At 34.9% G+C, this 16,761-nt stretch carries 19 protein-coding genes; 6 read left to right on the plus strand and 13 right to left on the minus strand.

Going from position 1 to position 16,761, the window contains the following annotated elements; all coding sequences use genetic code 11:
* Positions 1 to 57: 57 nt before the first annotated feature.
* From ctlX to EGH73_RS10615, 6 genes are all read right to left on the minus strand, one after another.
* Positions 58 to 975: a citrulline utilization hydrolase CtlX gene (gene ctlX, locus EGH73_RS10590; protein WP_123281804.1), complete on the minus strand. Its 918-nt coding sequence runs from the start codon at positions 973 to 975 to the stop codon at positions 58 to 60.
* A gap of 40 nt (positions 976 to 1,015) precedes the next feature.
* Entirely contained in the window at positions 1,016 to 1,405 is a 390-nt protein-coding gene (locus tag EGH73_RS10595) for a four helix bundle protein (protein WP_123281805.1), read from the minus strand.
* Between the two features lie 75 nt (positions 1,406 to 1,480).
* A complete protein-coding gene (locus EGH73_RS10600) occupies positions 1,481 to 2,395 on the minus strand; it encodes a dimethylarginine dimethylaminohydrolase family protein (RefSeq protein WP_123281806.1) in 915 nt (304 codons plus the stop codon).
* Positions 2,396 to 2,572: 177 nt separating this feature from the next.
* Positions 2,573 to 3,859 (minus strand): citrate synthase, encoded by a 1,287-nt coding sequence (locus EGH73_RS10605; protein WP_123281807.1) that lies wholly within the window; start codon positions 3,857 to 3,859, stop codon positions 2,573 to 2,575.
* Positions 3,860 to 4,079: 220 nt separating this feature from the next.
* Positions 4,080 to 5,372 carry a phosphopyruvate hydratase gene (eno, locus tag EGH73_RS10610; protein WP_123281808.1) on the minus strand — a complete coding sequence of 431 codons (1,293 nt, stop codon included), beginning with the start codon at positions 5,370 to 5,372 and terminating at the stop codon, positions 4,080 to 4,082.
* 128 nt (positions 5,373 to 5,500) lie between these two features.
* Entirely contained in the window at positions 5,501 to 5,836 is a 336-nt protein-coding gene (locus EGH73_RS10615; protein WP_184808099.1) for a septal ring lytic transglycosylase RlpA family protein, read from the minus strand.
* A 182-nt stretch (positions 5,837 to 6,018) separates the two neighbouring features.
* Here EGH73_RS10615 and EGH73_RS10620 point away from each other — a divergent pair, with 182 nt between their 5' ends.
* From EGH73_RS10620 to EGH73_RS10635, 4 genes are read left to right on the plus strand one after another with little or no spacing between them, the layout of a single operon-like run.
* Positions 6,019 to 6,786 (plus strand): enoyl-CoA hydratase-related protein, encoded by a 768-nt coding sequence (locus EGH73_RS10620; RefSeq protein ID WP_123281810.1) that lies wholly within the window; start codon positions 6,019 to 6,021, stop codon positions 6,784 to 6,786.
* Positions 6,787 to 6,795: 9 nt separating this feature from the next.
* Positions 6,796 to 7,227: a deoxycytidylate deaminase gene (locus EGH73_RS10625; protein WP_123281811.1), complete on the plus strand. Its 432-nt coding sequence runs from the start codon at positions 6,796 to 6,798 to the stop codon at positions 7,225 to 7,227.
* A 42-nt stretch (positions 7,228 to 7,269) separates the two neighbouring features.
* Positions 7,270 to 8,184 carry a site-specific tyrosine recombinase XerD gene (xerD, locus tag EGH73_RS10630; protein WP_123281812.1) on the plus strand — a complete coding sequence of 305 codons (915 nt, stop codon included), beginning with the start codon at positions 7,270 to 7,272 and terminating at the stop codon, positions 8,182 to 8,184.
* A 19-nt stretch (positions 8,185 to 8,203) separates the two neighbouring features.
* A complete protein-coding gene (locus EGH73_RS10635) occupies positions 8,204 to 8,719 on the plus strand; it encodes an NUDIX hydrolase (RefSeq protein WP_123281813.1) in 516 nt (171 codons plus the stop codon).
* Positions 8,720 to 8,783: 64 nt separating this feature from the next.
* Here EGH73_RS10635 and EGH73_RS10640 read toward each other — a convergent pair whose 3' ends face one another.
* Together EGH73_RS10640 and miaA are read right to left on the minus strand one after the other, a co-directional pair.
* A complete protein-coding gene (locus EGH73_RS10640; protein ID WP_123281814.1) occupies positions 8,784 to 9,341 on the minus strand; it encodes a thioredoxin family protein in 558 nt (185 codons plus the stop codon).
* 41 nt (positions 9,342 to 9,382) lie between these two features.
* Entirely contained in the window at positions 9,383 to 10,297 is a 915-nt protein-coding gene (gene miaA, locus EGH73_RS10645) for a tRNA (adenosine(37)-N6)-dimethylallyltransferase MiaA (protein WP_123281815.1), read from the minus strand.
* Positions 10,298 to 10,707: 410 nt separating this feature from the next.
* Between miaA and EGH73_RS10650 the strand changes: the two genes are divergently transcribed.
* Both EGH73_RS10650 and EGH73_RS10655 read left to right on the plus strand, forming a co-directional pair.
* Positions 10,708 to 11,865, plus strand: a complete 1,158-nt coding sequence (locus EGH73_RS10650; RefSeq protein ID WP_123281821.1) for a methionine aminotransferase — start codon at positions 10,708 to 10,710, stop codon at positions 11,863 to 11,865.
* 1 nt (position 11,866) lies between these two features.
* On the plus strand, positions 11,867 to 12,433 hold the full coding sequence (locus EGH73_RS10655) for a DUF2911 domain-containing protein (RefSeq protein WP_123281816.1): 567 nt from the start codon (positions 11,867 to 11,869) through the stop codon (positions 12,431 to 12,433).
* Positions 12,434 to 12,491: 58 nt separating this feature from the next.
* On the opposite strand, the gene EGH73_RS10660 is transcribed toward EGH73_RS10655, so the two are convergent.
* The 5 genes from EGH73_RS10660 to EGH73_RS14090 form a co-directional block, all read right to left on the minus strand.
* Positions 12,492 to 13,115 (minus strand): HAD family hydrolase, encoded by a 624-nt coding sequence (locus EGH73_RS10660; protein ID WP_123281817.1) that lies wholly within the window; start codon positions 13,113 to 13,115, stop codon positions 12,492 to 12,494.
* A gap of 3 nt (positions 13,116 to 13,118) precedes the next feature.
* Positions 13,119 to 14,033 carry a formimidoylglutamase gene (gene hutG, locus EGH73_RS10665; protein WP_394338740.1) on the minus strand — a complete coding sequence of 305 codons (915 nt, stop codon included), beginning with the start codon at positions 14,031 to 14,033 and terminating at the stop codon, positions 13,119 to 13,121.
* 3 nt (positions 14,034 to 14,036) lie between these two features.
* Positions 14,037 to 15,260, minus strand: coding sequence for an imidazolonepropionase (hutI, locus tag EGH73_RS10670; RefSeq protein WP_123281819.1), 1,224 nt, complete (start codon positions 15,258 to 15,260; stop codon positions 14,037 to 14,039).
* A gap of 57 nt (positions 15,261 to 15,317) precedes the next feature.
* Complete coding sequence (metF, locus tag EGH73_RS10675) at positions 15,318 to 16,274, minus strand: methylenetetrahydrofolate reductase [NAD(P)H] (protein ID WP_116033243.1); 957 nt, start codon at positions 16,272 to 16,274, stop codon at positions 15,318 to 15,320.
* Positions 16,275 to 16,283: 9 nt separating this feature from the next.
* Positions 16,284 to 16,761: hypothetical protein (locus EGH73_RS14090; protein ID WP_221177748.1), on the minus strand; the 478-nt coding region annotated here is incomplete at its 5' end.

Genomic DNA, 16,761 nt, shown 5'->3' on the forward strand with positions numbered 1-16,761 from the left:
AGGGTTTTTCAGTGACCTCAGAATAACTTCGGGATTTTTTAGCTTGTTTAATTTATTTTACTTCTTCGGTAGGAAAATCTCGGCCAGCATACATCTGGCACTTCCGCCGCCATTGGTTTCTATGACTTCCAAATCGGAGTAAATGATCTCGCAATATTTCTCAATTGCAGAAACTTGATCTCGGTTTAATGATTTGTAAGCACTTTGACTCATTACCAAGAATTTTTCTCCTGATTTATTCTGAACTTGAAGCATATTTCCTGCGAAATTCTGCATTTGGTCTTCGGAGATTTCTATGAGTTCCTTTCCAGAGTTTTTAATGGTTTCAATGACATTGTTTTTCTCGGATTCATCATCGATACAATCCAAACAAATTACCACGAATTGATCTGCAACACACATCATTACGTTGGTATGATAAATAGGCAACCTTTCTTCGCCGGCGGTCTGGTAAGAATGGAAAACCACAGGATGAAAGCCAAAATCACTGCAAAATTTTCTAAATACACCTTCATCTAGTCGTAAAGAAACCGAACCATAAGCAAGTTTATTATCGTGGTCGAAGATCATACTTCCTGTTCCTTCCAGAAAAAGATTGTCTTTTTCCGCTCCAGAATAATCGATAACTTCGGTTACTTCAAATTGTCCTTTGATTTGGTTGATGATATCATCTCTTCTTTCCAAACGTCTGTTTTCTGCAAACATTGGATAGAGAACCACTTTTCCGTCCGCGTGAAAACTCACCCAGTTATTGGGAAATATCGAATCTGGCGTTTTGGGTTCTAATGTATCTTTTATGGTGATGACATTAATGTCTTTTGCTCTTAGTTTTTCCACAAAAGCGTTGAATTCTTTCAGAGCTTCCTCTTGAACATTCCCTTCCTGTTGAACCTGAAAATAATTATTAACCGCCGTCTGCTCGTTGAATCCGAAAGCAACCGGTTCTATCATCAAAACTGTATCTGTAGTCTGCATTGTATAAGTTTGAGGGTTTTAGAATGAGAGAATTTGAGAGTTATTTTTCTGATGAGAATGAACACCATTTATTAGATTGATTCATCATAGTTACCAACATCCCAATTACTTCATTATATTGATTATTCAAATTACTAAATTGTTCTTCATTTATGTAATTGCAAGCTAATGAAAACTGAAGCCAAGTTTGGGTTTCTCTTGCTTCTCCTTCAGAATCTGTCAGCTTTGCGACAAATGACTTTTCATATTTTCGTCTTCCCCAAGCCTCACTAATATTAGCAGAAACCGACCGAGAAGAACGCCTGATTTGGTCTTTGAGAGAATATGTTTCTTCTTTTGGAAATGTTTTTGAGAGTTCAAATATTTGCATTGCAACATCAAAGGACTTTTGAAAAACTTTCAAATCTTGATGAAATTTAATTGTTGACATCTGTTGTATTTTAAACTAAAATACAAAATATCAAATAACACTCAAACACCAACACTCTCAAATACTCAAACCCTTCTACTCTCTAACCAACGGAAGCGTCGAGCATCTCAACAAACCTCCCATTTTAGAAATCTCACGGTAAGGAATTTCTTCCACAGTGATTCCCCACTCGTCGCGGAGATGACGATTGAGTCTTGTGAATGCTTTGTCTGAAACCACAACATCTGGTGCGATTGAAAAGATATTTGGGTTCATTTCAAACATTTCTTGATCATTAACTTCAAAACAGTTTCCCTTGCCAAAAATATCCAAAAGCAACTGATAATCCAACTCATCTACAAATCCATTTTTGTAAATGATGCATTTGTCTTCGCCTACAATATTGAAGGTGCAGTCTAAATGTAAAATACCTTCATATGGCTTTGTATCATTTTTTTTCAGATCAAGATCAATGATTCTTTTTTTCGGAAAATATTCTTTCAGGATTTCAATCGCATACTCATTGGTTCTGGCTGTTTTCAGGTTTCTATAATCTGGGCTGTAGCTGGTTCCAATGAATAAGAATCCATTCCAGACCATAACATCTCCACCTTCAATATGAGCGGTTTCCGGCAGGTTTATGACATTCCTCCAGGAAACTTTATCTATGATGTGTCTGTAAGCTTCCTGCTCGTCTGCACGGTCTGGGATTATGTTCGAGATAATCATTTTATCCTCAATCACAAAAGCAACATCTCTTGCAAAGACCTGGTTGTAATCTTTGATAATTTTTGGTCGGAAAACCTCCACATCATATTTTTTAAGCACTTTTTCAAACTCTGTCATCTCGAAAACAATATCCTCTTCTTTGGGATAAATATTATTTTCTATGGTGTGATAAGATTTTGCGTCGTAGCTTTCTGCGAGTGTAGGGACAGGTCCGTTCGATTTTGGCTGTCCAAGTACGACAGATTTTAGTCTACCTGTTTCGTTTTTGATGTTTAGTTTCATAAGATAGGAATGAAGCAAATATAATTAAACAAAATAAATTGAAACTCGCCGCTTACAGTAAATAAAATCTATGATAATAACATAGCTAGAGATATTTCTATGATAATCTGTAAAACACCGAAAAAAAAATCCCCGAAAAATAAATTTCGAGGATTATATGATTAAATTTTATATTTTTTATCGGCTTGCAATATCTACATAATTACGTTTTTCTGCACCTTGGTAAACCTGTCTTGGTCTTCCGATAGGATCGCCTTTTAGTCTCATTTCTTTCCACTGAGAGATCCATCCTGGCAATCTTCCCAACGCAAACATTACAGTAAACATTTCCGTTGGGATTCCTAACGCTCTGTAAATGATTCCTGAGTAGAAATCCACATTCGGATATAGTTTTCTTTCTACGAAATAATCATCCTCCAGCGCCACTCTTTCCAGTTGCATAGCGATATCAAGCGCTTTGTCTTGAATTCCTAATTTTCCTAAGATATCATCAGCTGCTTTCTTGATAATTTTTGCTCTTGGATCAAAGTTTTTATATACTCGGTGACCGAAGCCCATCAATCTGAAGCTATCTTCTTTATCTTTTGCTTTAGCGACATATTTAGAAACATCTCCTCCGTCTTTTTCGATCATTTCAAGCATCTCGATTACCGCCTGATTGGCACCACCGTGAAGCGGACCCCACAGAGCTGAAACACCAGCTGAAATAGAAGCGAATAATCCTGTATGTGCAGAACCAACCATTCTCACTGTAGATGTAGAACAGTTTTGCTCGTGGTCTGCATGAAGGATTAATAATTTGTCCAAAGCAGCAACTACAACAGGATCCATTTGGAATTCCTCATTCGGCAGTCTGAACGCCATTTTATAGAAATTCTCAACATAGTTAAGACTGTTATCTCCGTGGTTAATTGGTAAACCTTGGGTTTTCCTGTAAGTCCAGGCACAAAGATGAGAGAATTTTGCAATCATTAATTCTGCTGCAAGATCTAATTCTTCTTTAGATTTAACATCAACCGCTTTGGGATTGAACGCTGTAAGAGCAGAAGTTAAAGAAGACAAAACGCCCATAGGATGTGCAGAGCGAGGGAAAACATCGATTAGCTTTTTAAGCTCGTCTGCAACAAAATTATATTTTTTGATATTGTTTTCAAAAGAACTGAACTGTTCTGTTGATGGTAATTCTCCGTGAAGTAAAAGGTACATTACTTCTGTAAAGTTTGATTTTTCAGCGATTTGCTCTATAGGATAACCTCTGTAGAATAATTCCCCTTTATCACCATCTAGGTAAGTAATTTCACTAATTGTAGCACCTGTATTTTTGTAACCAAGATCCAAAGTAATCAATCCTGTTTGATCTCTCAATTTGGAAATATCTATTCCTCTGTCACCGATAGTACTATCTACGATTGGATATTCGAAGTTTTTCCCATCGTAATTTAATATAACTTTATTATCAGACATTTTTAAAAAATTTATTTGCTAAATATAATACTTTAAATGTAAATACTCAACTGACAAAAGTCATATCTCTCAATCGATTGTATGAATGCTATTAATTGAACTGAAAAATAACTTTCACAAATTATGACCACCACGTTATAACATTGATAATCAATCAAATAAAAACACAAAGAGCATCCGAAAAAGATCGAATGCTCCTTATTATAAATTTTTGTTAAAATTATTTTTTGATTTTGAACGCATCCAAACCTGGGAAAACTGCTGTTTCTCCAAGAGCTTCTTCAATTCTCAATAATTGGTTGTACTTCGCCATTCTGTCGGATCTGGAAGCAGAACCTGTTTTGATCTGTCCACAGTTTTGTGCAACAGCAAGATCGGCAATTGTAGAATCTTCTGTTTCTCCGGATCTATGAGACATTACTGTCGTATATCTATTATGCTGCGCCATTTGAACTGCTGCCATAGTTTCAGAAAGGGAACCAATTTGGTTAACTTTTACCAGAATCGAATTCGCAATCCCTTCATTAATTCCTCTGGAAAGTCTCTCTACGTTAGTTACAAACAAGTCATCACCTACTAATTGAACTCTGTCTCCAATTTTATCTGTTAGTTCTTTCCAACCAGCCCAATCGTTTTCCTGCATACCATCTTCGATAGAGATAATTGGATATTTATTTGCCAATTCTGCCAAATAAGAAACCTGCTCACTGCTTGAGAAAACTGGCGCATCCGGCGTCTGGAATTTTCTGTAATCGTAAACTCCGTCTTTGTAGAATTCTGAAGCGGCACAATCCAAAGCAATCATTACATCATCACCAGGCTTGTAACCCGCTTTTTCGATAGCTTGTAATAAAGTATCCAAAGCATCTTCAGTTCCTGTAAATGTTGGCGCAAATCCACCTTCGTCACCTACTGCAGTAGAAAGACCTCTACCGTGAAGAATTGATTTTAAGCTGTGGAAAATCTCAGTTCCTTTTCTCAAAGCATGAGAGAAAGAATCTGCTTTTACCGGCATCACCATAAATTCCTGGAAAGCGATTGGCGCATCTGAGTGAGATCCACCATTAATCACGTTCATCATTGGAACAGGAAGTGTATTTGCATTTACACCACCAACATATTTATAAAGTGGCATTCTCAATTCAGCAGCAGCAGCTTTTGCAGCCGCCAAAGAAACGCCTAAGATGGCATTAGCTCCTAATTTTCCCTTGTTAGAAGTTCCGTCAAGATCAATCATTACAGCATCGATCAGATTTTGTTCGAAAACTGGTAATCCAATCAATTCTGGAGCGATAACTTCTTTCACATTTTCTACCGCCTTCAAAACACCTTTACCTAAGAATTCTGGCGCTCCGTCTCTCAGTTCTACTGCCTCATGCTCACCGGTAGATGCACCAGAAGGAACAGCTGCACGTCCCATGGCTCCACTTTCCGTGAAAACATCTACTTCTATTGTAGGATTCCCTCTAGAATCTAAAATTTGTCTTGCTTCGATAAATGAAATGTAACTCATTGTCTTGATGTTATTTATTTAAGATTTTTATTTTGTCGCTTTTATAAAGCCATGCAAATTTAAACATTTTTAAAATATTATGTGATGAATCATTTCTTAACATTTATCACATATAAAGAAATTCCATATTATTTAAGAATTCGATATTTTACTTTAACAACGCCCTGATCCAGCCTTGCAATTTTTTTGAAAGCACCCTGACTGAGATCAAACGCTCTTGATGACTTCAACGGACCTCTGTCATTAACTGTTACAGTTACCGATTTTTCATTTTCTATATTAACAATCTCCACCTTGGTTCCGAAAGCAAGCGAACCGTGAGATGCAGTCATAGAAGAATGCCTGTAAATGTCTCCACTTGCCGTTGGTTTCCCTTGGAATCGATCCGCATAAAACGAAACATTGGTCTGCCTGTAAACGCCGCCACTAGTTCTGCTACTACAGGAAAAAATGATAAAAAACATTGTAAATACTAACAAAACACTGTATATAACAGCTTTAACGTCTATAATTCGCATATGTCGAAAAAAAATTATTTAAAAAGAGTATAATAAAATTTATTGCTAATATTTTGTTTATTTTATATAAATTTCTATATTAGTTTTCCCATTCGTTTATAATTATCAAATATAATCCAATTTATATAATGAATTACGAAAGCATAAACTTAACCATAGACAACAAGATTGCAGTTCTTACCATTAACAGACCAGAAAGCCTTAACGCTCTAAACGCACAAGTTTTTACAGATCTGGATAGTGCATTTGATTTTCTTAAGGATGAAAAATCCGTTAATTGCATCATCATTACAGGGAGTGGAGAAAAAGCTTTTGTAGCAGGTGCGGATATCAAAGAATTTTCTACCTACAGCTCAGAAAAAGCAAAAGAATTGTCGAAAAGAGGCCACACTGTTTTTCAGAAAATCGAAAACATGAATAAACCGGTAATTGCAGCAATTAATGGCTTTGCACTAGGTGGAGGATTAGAGCTTGCAATGGCTTGCCATATCAGATATGCTTCTGAGAATGCAAAATTGGGATTACCGGAGGTTACCTTGGGTCTGATACCTGGCTATGGTGGAACACAAAGACTGCCAAAGCTTGTTGGAAAAGGTATTGCAAATGAAATAATTTTCTCGGCAAAAATGATCACTGCAGAAAAGGCAAAATCCATCGGATTGGTAAATGAAGTGTTTTCTTCCGAGGAACTGATATCCAAAACGCAGGAACTTGCAAAAAACATTGTGAAAAACTCTCCCCAAGGGATTGCAAAAGCAATTCATGCCGTAAATATGAGTGACACTGAAAAAGGAATGGAATACGAAATTGAATCTTTTGGTGAATTATTTTCAAAAGAAGATTTTAAAGAAGGTGTTGCTGCTTTTTTAGATAAAAGAAAACCGGTTTTCAGCTAAATTTGCGACATGAAATATAACAAGTTCGATATTGCTTATCTGAAAATGGCTACCGAATGGGCAAATCTTTCTTATTGCAAAAGAAAAAAAGTAGGAGCTCTTATTGTGAAAGACAGAATGATTATTTCTGATGGATACAACGGAACACCTTCTGGCTACGAGAATAACTGTGAAGATGATGATGGAAAAACCAACTGGTTTGTTCTTCATGCAGAAGCCAACGCCATATTGAAAATAGCAAGTAGCACACAATCCTGCAAAGGCGCCACATTATACATCACAATGTCACCTTGTAAAGAATGCAGTAAATTGGTATTACAATCGGGAATCGAAAAAGTGGTCTATATGACCGGCTATTCTGATGACAGCGGATTAGAATTTCTAAAGAACGCAGGAATTGAGCTTTTAAATATTAAAGAACAAGAATTATACAAGACATGAAAATTTAAAATATAACTATAACCAAATTAAAAAAACACAAATATGAACTGGTCCGAAAAAATTGAGGACTTCTCAAATTTTCTCAAATTTGAGAAAAACTTCTCTGGAAACACACTAGATGCTTACATGAGAGATGTTAGAAAGCTTGAGAGCTTTACTATATCAGAACTAGATAACTTGTCACCTCAAAACATTACTTACGAAAATCTTCAGGAATATATCTACCAGCTTTCTAAAAATAAAATCAGCGAAAGATCCCAAGCCAGAGCAATTTCATCAATAAAAGCGTTTTTCAAATTCCTTTTGGAAGATGATTACAGAACAGATAATCCTGCCACACTTCTAGAAGGTCCTAAACTTGGTCTTTACCTGCCCGACACTCTAAGTGAAGAAGATATCAACAGAATCATTACTTGTATAGATAATAGTACCGATATAGGAAAAAGAAACAAATGCATCCTAGAAGTTCTTTACGGCTGTGGACTGCGTGTATCTGAACTGATAGATTTGAAAATCTCCAATATCAACTTCAAGGAAAGCTACATAATGGTAGAGGGAAAAGGAGAAAAAACAAGATTAGTTCCTTTAGCAAATACAACAGCGGAGTTTATCAGGAGTTATATTCACACTGTAAGAAATAAAACTAAAATCAACAAAAAATACGAAGACACATTATTTATAAACAGCCGAGGCACGAATATGTCCCGTGTTATTGTTTTCATCATCATTAAAGAACTGACTCAGAAAGCGGGAATTAGCAAGAGCATATCTCCTCACACGTTCAGGCATTCTTTTGCGACCCATTTACTGCAAAACGGCGCAGACCTAAGATTTATTCAGGAAATGCTTGGCCACAGTAGCATTACCACCACCCAAGTATATACACATTTGAAAACGGAAGAACTCAGAGATGTTATTTTAAATTTTCATCCAAGAAACAGAAATATCACTTCATAGTTTTTCGTAAATTTATACAATGGAAAATTTGAAATACTGCCCAAAGTGTGGCCAGGAAAGCTTGCAATGGAATAATATTACCAGATTTAGTTGTAGCAACTGTGATTTTGTTTTATATCATAATACTGCTGCAGCTGTTGCGGTAATTATAAAACATCAGGATGAATTATTTTTCACAGTTCGGAATCAAGAACCTGGAAAAGGAAAATGGGATTTATCTGGCGGTTTTACAGATCCAAAAGAAACCTCTGAAGAAACTTGCTCCAGAGAATTGAATGAAGAATTAGGTTTGAAAATCAATCCGAAAGAATTCAAATATCTTGGAAGCCAACCGAATATTTATCCTTATAAAAATATTGATTACAATACTTTGGATTTATTCTATCTATATGAGGTGGAGGAAAAATTTGAAATCCAGTTAGAAGAATCTGAAATCTCTGAAACGATTTGGATTAAAGCTTCGGAGCTTGATTTGGACAAAATCGCTTTTGAATCTCAGAAACGATTTTTGAAAAATTATATTACAAAAAATTAGTTGTCTTTTGACAATGTTTTTTGATTAAAAGAAACTCCGGAAATTACTTTCCGGAGTTTTGTTTTTATTTCCATTTGATATTGCAACCTAAACTTGGCTTCTGGAAATCTTCCTGCTCGGCTCCTGCTAAAAGATTTTCGAAAGCGATTATTAAATCCTCGCCTGTAATTTCTTTTTGATTTCCCGGACGAGAATCATCCATTTGACCACGATAAATCAAACTCAGATTTTCATCGAAGAAGTAAAAATCCGGTGTACAAGCTGCTTCATAAGCTTTTGCTACATCTTGAGATTCATCGTATAAATAAGGAAATTGAATATTTCTTTCATCTACAAAATCTACCATCATCTCTGGAGAGTCTGCTGGATATCTATCTACATCATTAGAATTAATCGCAATAAATTCTATTCCTTGAGATTTATAATCTTCGTACAATTCTTCTAATTTATCTATGATGTGAAGAACAAACGGACAATGGTTACACATAAAAACAACCAAAGTTCCTTTCTTTCCTTTCAAAGATTCAAGGCTTTGTAGTTCGTTATTTTTTGACGGATTAGGAAGTTTAAAATCCGGAGCTTTTGTTCCTAAAGCCAGCATATTTGACGGTGTGTTTGACATAAGTTTTGATTAAAAGATTAAAATATTTTGAGATTAAGAAATTACAAAATCTCCGAATCCCTTAATTTACTCAGCAAAGATAATGCTTCTTGGAGAGAATTATCATAGTTGACCCAATTTACGTTTTGCAATTTTCTATTCCACGTTGTTTGGCGTTTTGCATAACGTCGGGAATTTTTTTTGATTTCCTCTATTGCAAAATCCAAATCCCATTCTCCATCAAAATATCGGAATAACTCCGAGTAACCAACGGTTTGCAAAGCAACTTTATCTCGGTCAGCAATTAAACCTCTAGCCTCTTCCAGCAACCCATTTTCCATCATTTTATCAACACGAAGATTGATTCTTTCATAAATTACTTCTCTTGGTGCATCAATCCCAATTCTAAAGGTTTCAAAATCACGCTTTGCTTTTGGTGTACTAAGATTTTCGGTGTAAGTTTTATTGGTTTGCCAAATGATGTCAATGGCTCGAAATAATCTTCTCGGATTATCTTTATCTACGACCGAAAAATAATCTGGATCTAATTCCTCCAACATTTTTTGCAAAACTTCGACACCTTCATTTTCAAAAATCGAAATCAGTTTTTGTTGATTTTCTTCACCAGCTACTGGCAAATCATTCATCCCTTCTACAACGGCTTTCTCATACATCCCGCTTCCGCCAACCATTATTGCAACATCTTTTTTGGCGAAAATTTCGTCAAGTTTCTGCAGAGCTTCCTCTTCAAAAAGTCCTATTGAATAATAATCGTTAACGCTAAGATTACCAACAAAATGATGTTTTGCTTCGGCTAATTCTTCGTCAGTCGGCATTGCAGTTCCAATTTTCATTTCTTTGTAAAACTGCCGAGAGTCACAGGAAATAATTTCTGTGTCGAGATGATTAGCCAAATCGATTGCCAATCGGGTTTTCCCAATTCCTGTAGTTCCGACGATGGAGATAAGACGTTTCAAAAAGTTAATTTTTACAAATTTACGAAATGCGAAATTCTTCCAGCATTATATTTTATCGCAAAGACGCAAAATTGTCATCAATGAAACTTTTATAAGTCGCAAATCAAAAAAAATATAATAAAAAGAACTATTAAAGGTTGCGACTTATAATATTAGAGCTTGTTTAAATTTATATCAGAAATAATTTTATAACCACATGGACACATAGTTTTTGTAAAAATAAAAGAAAAAAAACAGTAAATATTGTACTTCTATTTTTTCTTTTTTGCAATTAATCTTGAGGTTTTCTATGTGCCTATGTGGTTTTAATTATTTTTAAACAGGCTCTTAGATTTAAAGAAAACATTTGTGCCTTTGCGATAAAATTCCTTGCAGGTTTAAAACAAATATTACCTATTTTTACAATCAGAATGGCATTCAAATTACCAAACTCCAAACTTCCTGATGTGAAAACGACGATTTTCACAGAGATGAGTTTGTTGGCTCAGCAGGAAAATGCAGTCAATCTTTCTCAAGGATTTCCCGATTATCAACCTGATGAAAATTTAATCAAATATCTCGGAGATTTTGCAAAACAAGGACAGAATCAATATGCACCTTTGTTTGGAATCAAAGAATTAAGAGAAGAAATTTCAAGGAAATTTAATCTTCAATATCAAGTTGATTATCAGCCCGATTCTGAAATTAATGTTACCGCTGGAGCAACTCAAGGAATTTTTACAATCATTTCTGCTTTCGTAGAAAAAGGAGATGAAGTGATTATTTTCGAACCTGCTTATGATTGTTACGAACCTTCAATTATTTTGAATGGCGGAATCGTAAAAAACGTCAAAATGCTTTATCCTAATTATGAAATTAATTGGAATGAAGTCAAAAATCTGGTTTCCGAAAAAACCAAGATGATCATCATCAACAATCCGAATAATCCTTCAGGAAAAATCCTAAAACAAAAAGACATTGATGAACTGATTTCTATTGTAAAAAATACAGACATCATTATTCTGAGCGATGAAGTTTATGAAAGCATCACTTTCGATGAAAAACCTCATCTGACATTAGCCAAATATCCTGAACTGAAAGAGAGAACTTTTGTTGTTGGTTCTTTTGGAAAATTGTTGCACATCACGGGTTGGAAAATCGGTTATGTATGCGCACCTTCGGATCTGATGAATGAGTTTAGGAAAGTTCATCAGTTCAATGTGTTTTGTGTGAACACGCCAGCACAATTTGCCATTTCTAAATATTTGCAGAATGTGGATGACTTCCAAACAATCTCAACATTTTTTCAAAGAAAAAGAGATTATCTTAAAAATGCGTTAAAAGAAACACCTTTTCAATTATTAGATTGTGAAGGAACTTATTTTTTGTCTGCCAGTTTTGGCGCAATTTCTGATAAGCAAGACAAGGATTTTTGTTACTGGCTAACCAAAGAACACAAAGTTGCAACTATCCCATTTTCTGCATTTTACAAAGATAAAACCGATGAAAAAGTGATTCGTTTTTGTTTTGCTAAAGAACAGGAAACATTGGAAAAAGCCATAGAAAAGTTATTAAAAATTAAAATATAAAATGAAAAAACTAATCATCGCCGCTTCTTTATTAGTAGGAATTAGCGCATTTTCTCAAGCGAAAATTGACCCAACAAAACTGAATTATATGTCAGTTGACGTAAGTCCAATGGATGCAGTTTATTACCCTCTTCAAGTGACTTCATCTAAAACGGAAACTCCGAAAGTGAAGTTAGAATACTCTCGTCCGCAGAAAAAAAACAGAGTAATTTTTGGAAACCTTATTAAATATGGAGAAATCTGGAGATTCGGAGCGAATGAAAATTCTGAAATCAAATTTTACACGCCTGTAAAAATAGGTGGAAAAGAAATTCCTGCCGGAACTTACAGTGTTTTTGCAATTCCTTTTGAAAAAGAATGGACGATTATTTTAAATTCTGACACTGATAAATGGGGTGCGTATTTCTATGATAAAAGTAAAGATGTTGTGAGATTTAATGTGCCTGTTGAGAAAGCAGCTTCTCCAATCGAATATTTTTCTGTAACGTTTGTACAGACAAAAGCTGGCGCAGATTTATACGCTGGTTGGGATAATTCTCAGGTTAAATTCCCGATTGAATTTAAATAATCCTCAAAGATTTATAATTATTAAAGTCTTGTCAAAATTTGATAAGGCTTTTTTATTTTTAAAATTCTAATGTAATTAAATCTTCGAAGTTTTGAATCTGAACTTTTGGATTTTCTATTTTTCCAAAACCATAAGCTGCGTAAATAAAGTCAACGCCAGCTTTCTCAGAAGATTCTTTGTCCCAAATAGTATCGCCAACGTAAACTGGATTTTGCAGATTATTTCGTTCCACAATCAACCGGATGTTCTTATCTTTTGGCAAACCATAGTTACCGAAACATTCGAAATCTTGAAACAAATCTTCAAAACCAAAAAAACCGATGAAGTTCTCGATATAACCTTTCATACAATTACTGACAATAAAAAGTCGATAATTTTCCGCTAATTTTTCTAGTGTTTCTTTGACTTTTGGAAATAATTCGCCTCCAAACTGTTGAAGATATTGACTTTCTTTTTCAGCATAAATTGTTTCGAATTCTTTTAGTTTTCCTTTGGGAACAAAACTGAAATACTGTGTAAAAATATCGTCCATTTTCATCCCAGAAAAATCTCTAACAGTCTGAGAAGTAAGATTGATATCAAATCCAATCCCTTTAATGCTGTCGTTAAAAGCTCTAACAACAGTTTCCGAAGCGTTCCAAAGTGTTCCGTCTAAGTCAAAAATAATACTGCCTCTCTTCATAATCTAAATCATAAACCATTCGTTCACAAGACTTGCGGCTAATCTTGCGGTTCTTTCCTGTATATCAAAATTGGGATTCACTTCTGCCACATCCAATGCTTTGGTTTTTTCTGATGATAAAATTTGACGGTAAATCTGCATAAATTGACGGTCAGCAAAAATCCCGTTATAAGCAGATGCGCTGACGCCTGGTGCAATGGACGCATTAAAAACATCCATACAAATCGTAATGTAAAGTACATCCGCATCTTCTAAAAACGAGTTGATTGTGAACATTATATTCGGAATATTTTCAGAGTAAATTTCGTCAGCTAAAATATATTTCATTCCGAAATTATCTGCACTCTCAAACAATTTCCTAGTATTACTATTTTTCTGAATCCCTATATGTAAAGAATGAATCTCGCCTGCCTGAGCAATTTGCCAAAAACCTGTTCCAGAACTTGCTAATCCGATTTCTGGTTCACGGTTATCAAAATGTGCATCGAAATTTATAATGCCGACTTTTTGATTTGGAAAAGCTTTTTTGATTCCAGAATAATGGGCGAAAGTTACCTCGTGTCCGCCACCTAAAACAACAGATTTCCCTTGTTTTGATAATACTTTCGAAACTTTTTCAGCCAACGAATTTTGAGTTGCTTCAAGGTCATTATTTTCACATTTGATATTTCCGAAATCTCTCAGAGAAAATCCGGAATTAATAACAGGAAAATTGGACATATTTTTTCTGATAATATTTGGCGCTTCCTCTGCTCCTACTCTACCTTTGTTACGCTTCACACCTTCATCTACAGCAAAACCGTGTAAAACGAAATCATTAGGATTAATAGTTTCATAATCTGATTCTGCTTTTACTCTTTGAAAAATCCTGTGATATGATTCTTCTTCGCCATCAAAACGGCCTGTCCATTCAAACATAATTTAGATTTTCTCTCCGTTGATATAAATATTTTTCGGCTTCAAACTTCCTTGATGATAAAGAATATTTTGAAAATTATCAGTTTCATAAGTCAAAAAATCTGCTTTTTTCCCTTCAGCCAAAACACCTCTGTCATCTAAATCCAAAGCATAGGCAGCCCGAAAAGTTATTGCTGCTAAAACCTCAGCTGTAGTCAGTTTCTGATATGTTGCTAAAATCGAAGCTTGAGTAACGAGATTTCCCATTGGAGCGGAACCCGGATTCCAGTCGGTTGCAATTGCCAAGATTCCACCTTTATCAAGAATTTTTCTCGCTGGAGAAAACGGTTCGCCCAAACCTAAACTTGCACCAGGCAAAGCAATGGCAACAGTATTTGAATTCGCTAAAAATTCAATATCTTCATCAATAGTCGCTTCCAAATGGTCAGCAGATTTTGCGCCCACTTCAACGGCAATTCTTGAACTTCCTGCCGTAAATTGGTCTGCGTGAACGGTGATTTGAAAACCTAATTCTTTAGCTTTTACAAGAAAATTCTTGCTCTCTTCTAATTGAAACGCTGATTTCTCTATAAAAATATCGACTCTATTGGCAAGGTTTGCTTCTTTTACTTTTGGTAGAATTTCATTCAAAATATAATTCAGATATTCTTCTGAAGTTCCTTCAAAATCTCTTGGCTTGAGATGAGCTGATAAGCAAGTTGGAACTAAGGTAGCTTTTGTTAAACCTTGAGCTTTTTTTATAGCTCTCAACATTTTGAGTTCTTCATCAACATTCAATCCGTAACCACTTTTTATCTCGATGGTTGTAATGCCCTGATTTAATAAAACATTGACGCGTTCAAGAATTCCATTAACCAAATCGTCCTCAGATGCTTGTCTTGTATGCTGAACGGAACTCCATATGCCACCGCCAGATTCTGCAATTTCGAGATAAGTTTTGCCTGCATTGCGCATTGCAAAATCATTAGCCCGATTTCCTCCAAAACAAATATGCGTATGCGCATCCACAAAAGCGGGAATTGCAATTTGCTCGCCTTCCATCAAATCAATTTCTGAATCTGGAAATTTTTGTTTCAGAAAATTGAAATCGTTGACTTCTAAAATTTTTCCGTTTTCAGTTAAAATTCCGCCATTGGAAAGGATTTCTAAAGATTCATCTTGTAATTTTCCTTTTAATGGAAGATGGTTAAGCGTGATGATTTGTTTGAAAGGCCCTGATAATTTCATAAAAATACTTGAATCGTAAAATTAAAAAAAGAGATGCAAATCACACCTCTTTTTGTCTTAAAAAACTTCTCTTCCTATCTTGAGAATATTATCACTTTTCCCCATTGAATAAAAATGCAGAACCGGAATTCCAAAATCCAAAAGTTCTTTACTTTGGTTAATTGCCCATTCGATTCCCACTTCACGGACATCATTGTTAGTTTTGCATTTCAAAACTTCATTGATTAATGCTTCTGGTAAATCGATTTTGAAAACCTGTGGCAACATTTGCAAATGGGTTTTGGTTGCAATCGGTTTGATTCCCGGAATAATCGGAACATCAATCCCAATTTCTCTGGCTTGTTTCACGAAATCAAAGAACTTTTGATTGTCGAAAAACATTTGGGTCACGATATAATCTGCGCCAGCTTCTACTTTTTTCTTTAACATCTGGAGGTCATAATTCATAGAAGGTGCTTCGATATGTTTCTCGGGATACCCTGCAACGCCAATGCAAAAACTGTTGTCAATGTCCGACTCTATCTTACCGTGCAGATATTCTCCGATTCCCAAATCGTGAATCTGCTTTACCAAATCCGAAGCATATTTGTGTCCGCCAACAGAAGGTTCAAAATATTTTTCGCCTTTCATTGCATCACCTCGCAACGCAACAATATTATTGATTCCCAAATACATACAATCCACCAAAAGATATTCGGTTTCTTCTTTGGTGAATCCGCCACAAAGAACGTGCGGAACGGTATCAACATTATATTTATTCTGAATTGCCGAGCAAATTCCCAGAGTTCCGGGGCGCATTCTTGTGATTTTTCGCTCCATCAAACCGTTTCCTCTTTCCAGGAAAATATATTCTTCTCGGGAAGTTGTTACGTCTATGAATGGTGGTTTAAATTCCATCAACGGGTCGATGTTCTTATATAAATCCGCAATTCCAACACCTTTTTGTGGCGGAACAATTTCAAAAGAAAAGAGCGTTTTGCCATTGGCGTTTTTTATATGGTCAGTAATTTTCATTTTATTTTTTTAATTTTTATAAATCCAATCAGTAATTAATGTATTAGATTCTCCACAACGGTCGTAAGAATCAAGGTTAAAACTTATTTTGAATCTATATTTTCTATCATTATAAGTTTCAAAAAATTTACTATTTCTTAAAACTTCAAAATCAGATTTGATATCAACATTATAAGTATAAGTTTCATTCGGTTTCAGCTTTTTATACTTATCATTGTAAGTAAAACAATCTATATCTTTTGTTCCTAAATGTATTTTATCGAAAGATTTTGTTTTTTCATCATATAATTCAAATTCATTTAATCTCATATTACAAAAGTTAACTTCTTTTCTAATCCTGAAAGATTTGTCGTCGGTACTTTTTATAAATAATTTAAACTTTCCTGTATCTTTTAGATTTTCTGAATTTAATGTAACCAAATAATTACAATGTTCCTGCGAAAAAGCAATGAAACTTATAAATAAAATAAAATGACTACTTGATATT

The organism is Epilithonimonas hominis, assembly GCF_003730015.1.
Taxonomy (GTDB): Bacteria; Bacteroidota; Bacteroidia; order Flavobacteriales; family Weeksellaceae; genus Epilithonimonas; species Epilithonimonas hominis.

What these genes read in the sequence shown, in the direction of transcription:
- eno (WP_123281808.1), bottom strand. Translation starts at nt 5,372, where the DNA reads ATGAGTTACATTTCATTTATCGAAGCAAGACAAATTTTAGATTCTAGA.
- EGH73_RS10615 (WP_184808099.1), bottom strand. Translation starts at nt 5,836, where the DNA reads ATGTTTTTTATCATTTTTTCCTGTAGTAGCAGAACTAGTGGCGGCGTT.
- EGH73_RS10655 (WP_123281816.1), top strand. Translation starts at nt 11,867, where the DNA reads ATGAAAAAACTAATCATCGCCGCTTCTTTATTAGTAGGAATTAGCGCA.
- hutI (WP_123281819.1), bottom strand. Translation starts at nt 15,260, where the DNA reads ATGAAATTATCAGGGCCTTTCAAACAAATCATCACGCTTAACCATCTT.
- EGH73_RS10605 (WP_123281807.1), bottom strand. Translation starts at nt 3,859, where the DNA reads ATGTCTGATAATAAAGTTATATTAAATTACGATGGGAAAAACTTCGAA.
- EGH73_RS10595 (WP_123281805.1), bottom strand. Translation starts at nt 1,405, where the DNA reads ATGTCAACAATTAAATTTCATCAAGATTTGAAAGTTTTTCAAAAGTCC.
- EGH73_RS10620 (WP_123281810.1), top strand. Translation starts at nt 6,019, where the DNA reads ATGAATTACGAAAGCATAAACTTAACCATAGACAACAAGATTGCAGTT.
- EGH73_RS10600 (WP_123281806.1), bottom strand. Translation starts at nt 2,395, where the DNA reads ATGAAACTAAACATCAAAAACGAAACAGGTAGACTAAAATCTGTCGTA.
- hutG (WP_394338740.1), bottom strand. Translation starts at nt 14,033, where the DNA reads ATGTTTGAATGGACAGGCCGTTTTGATGGCGAAGAAGAATCATATCAC.
- metF (WP_116033243.1), bottom strand. Translation starts at nt 16,274, where the DNA reads ATGAAAATTACTGACCATATAAAAAACGCCAATGGCAAAACGCTCTTT.
- EGH73_RS10635 (WP_123281813.1), top strand. Translation starts at nt 8,204, where the DNA reads ATGGAAAATTTGAAATACTGCCCAAAGTGTGGCCAGGAAAGCTTGCAA.
- EGH73_RS10640 (WP_123281814.1), bottom strand. Translation starts at nt 9,341, where the DNA reads ATGTCAAACACACCGTCAAATATGCTGGCTTTAGGAACAAAAGCTCCG.
- EGH73_RS10625 (WP_123281811.1), top strand. Translation starts at nt 6,796, where the DNA reads ATGAAATATAACAAGTTCGATATTGCTTATCTGAAAATGGCTACCGAA.
- EGH73_RS10650 (WP_123281821.1), top strand. Translation starts at nt 10,708, where the DNA reads ATGGCATTCAAATTACCAAACTCCAAACTTCCTGATGTGAAAACGACG.
- xerD (WP_123281812.1), top strand. Translation starts at nt 7,270, where the DNA reads ATGAACTGGTCCGAAAAAATTGAGGACTTCTCAAATTTTCTCAAATTT.
- ctlX (WP_123281804.1), bottom strand. Translation starts at nt 975, where the DNA reads ATGCAGACTACAGATACAGTTTTGATGATAGAACCGGTTGCTTTCGGA.
- EGH73_RS10660 (WP_123281817.1), bottom strand. Translation starts at nt 13,115, where the DNA reads ATGAAGAGAGGCAGTATTATTTTTGACTTAGACGGAACACTTTGGAAC.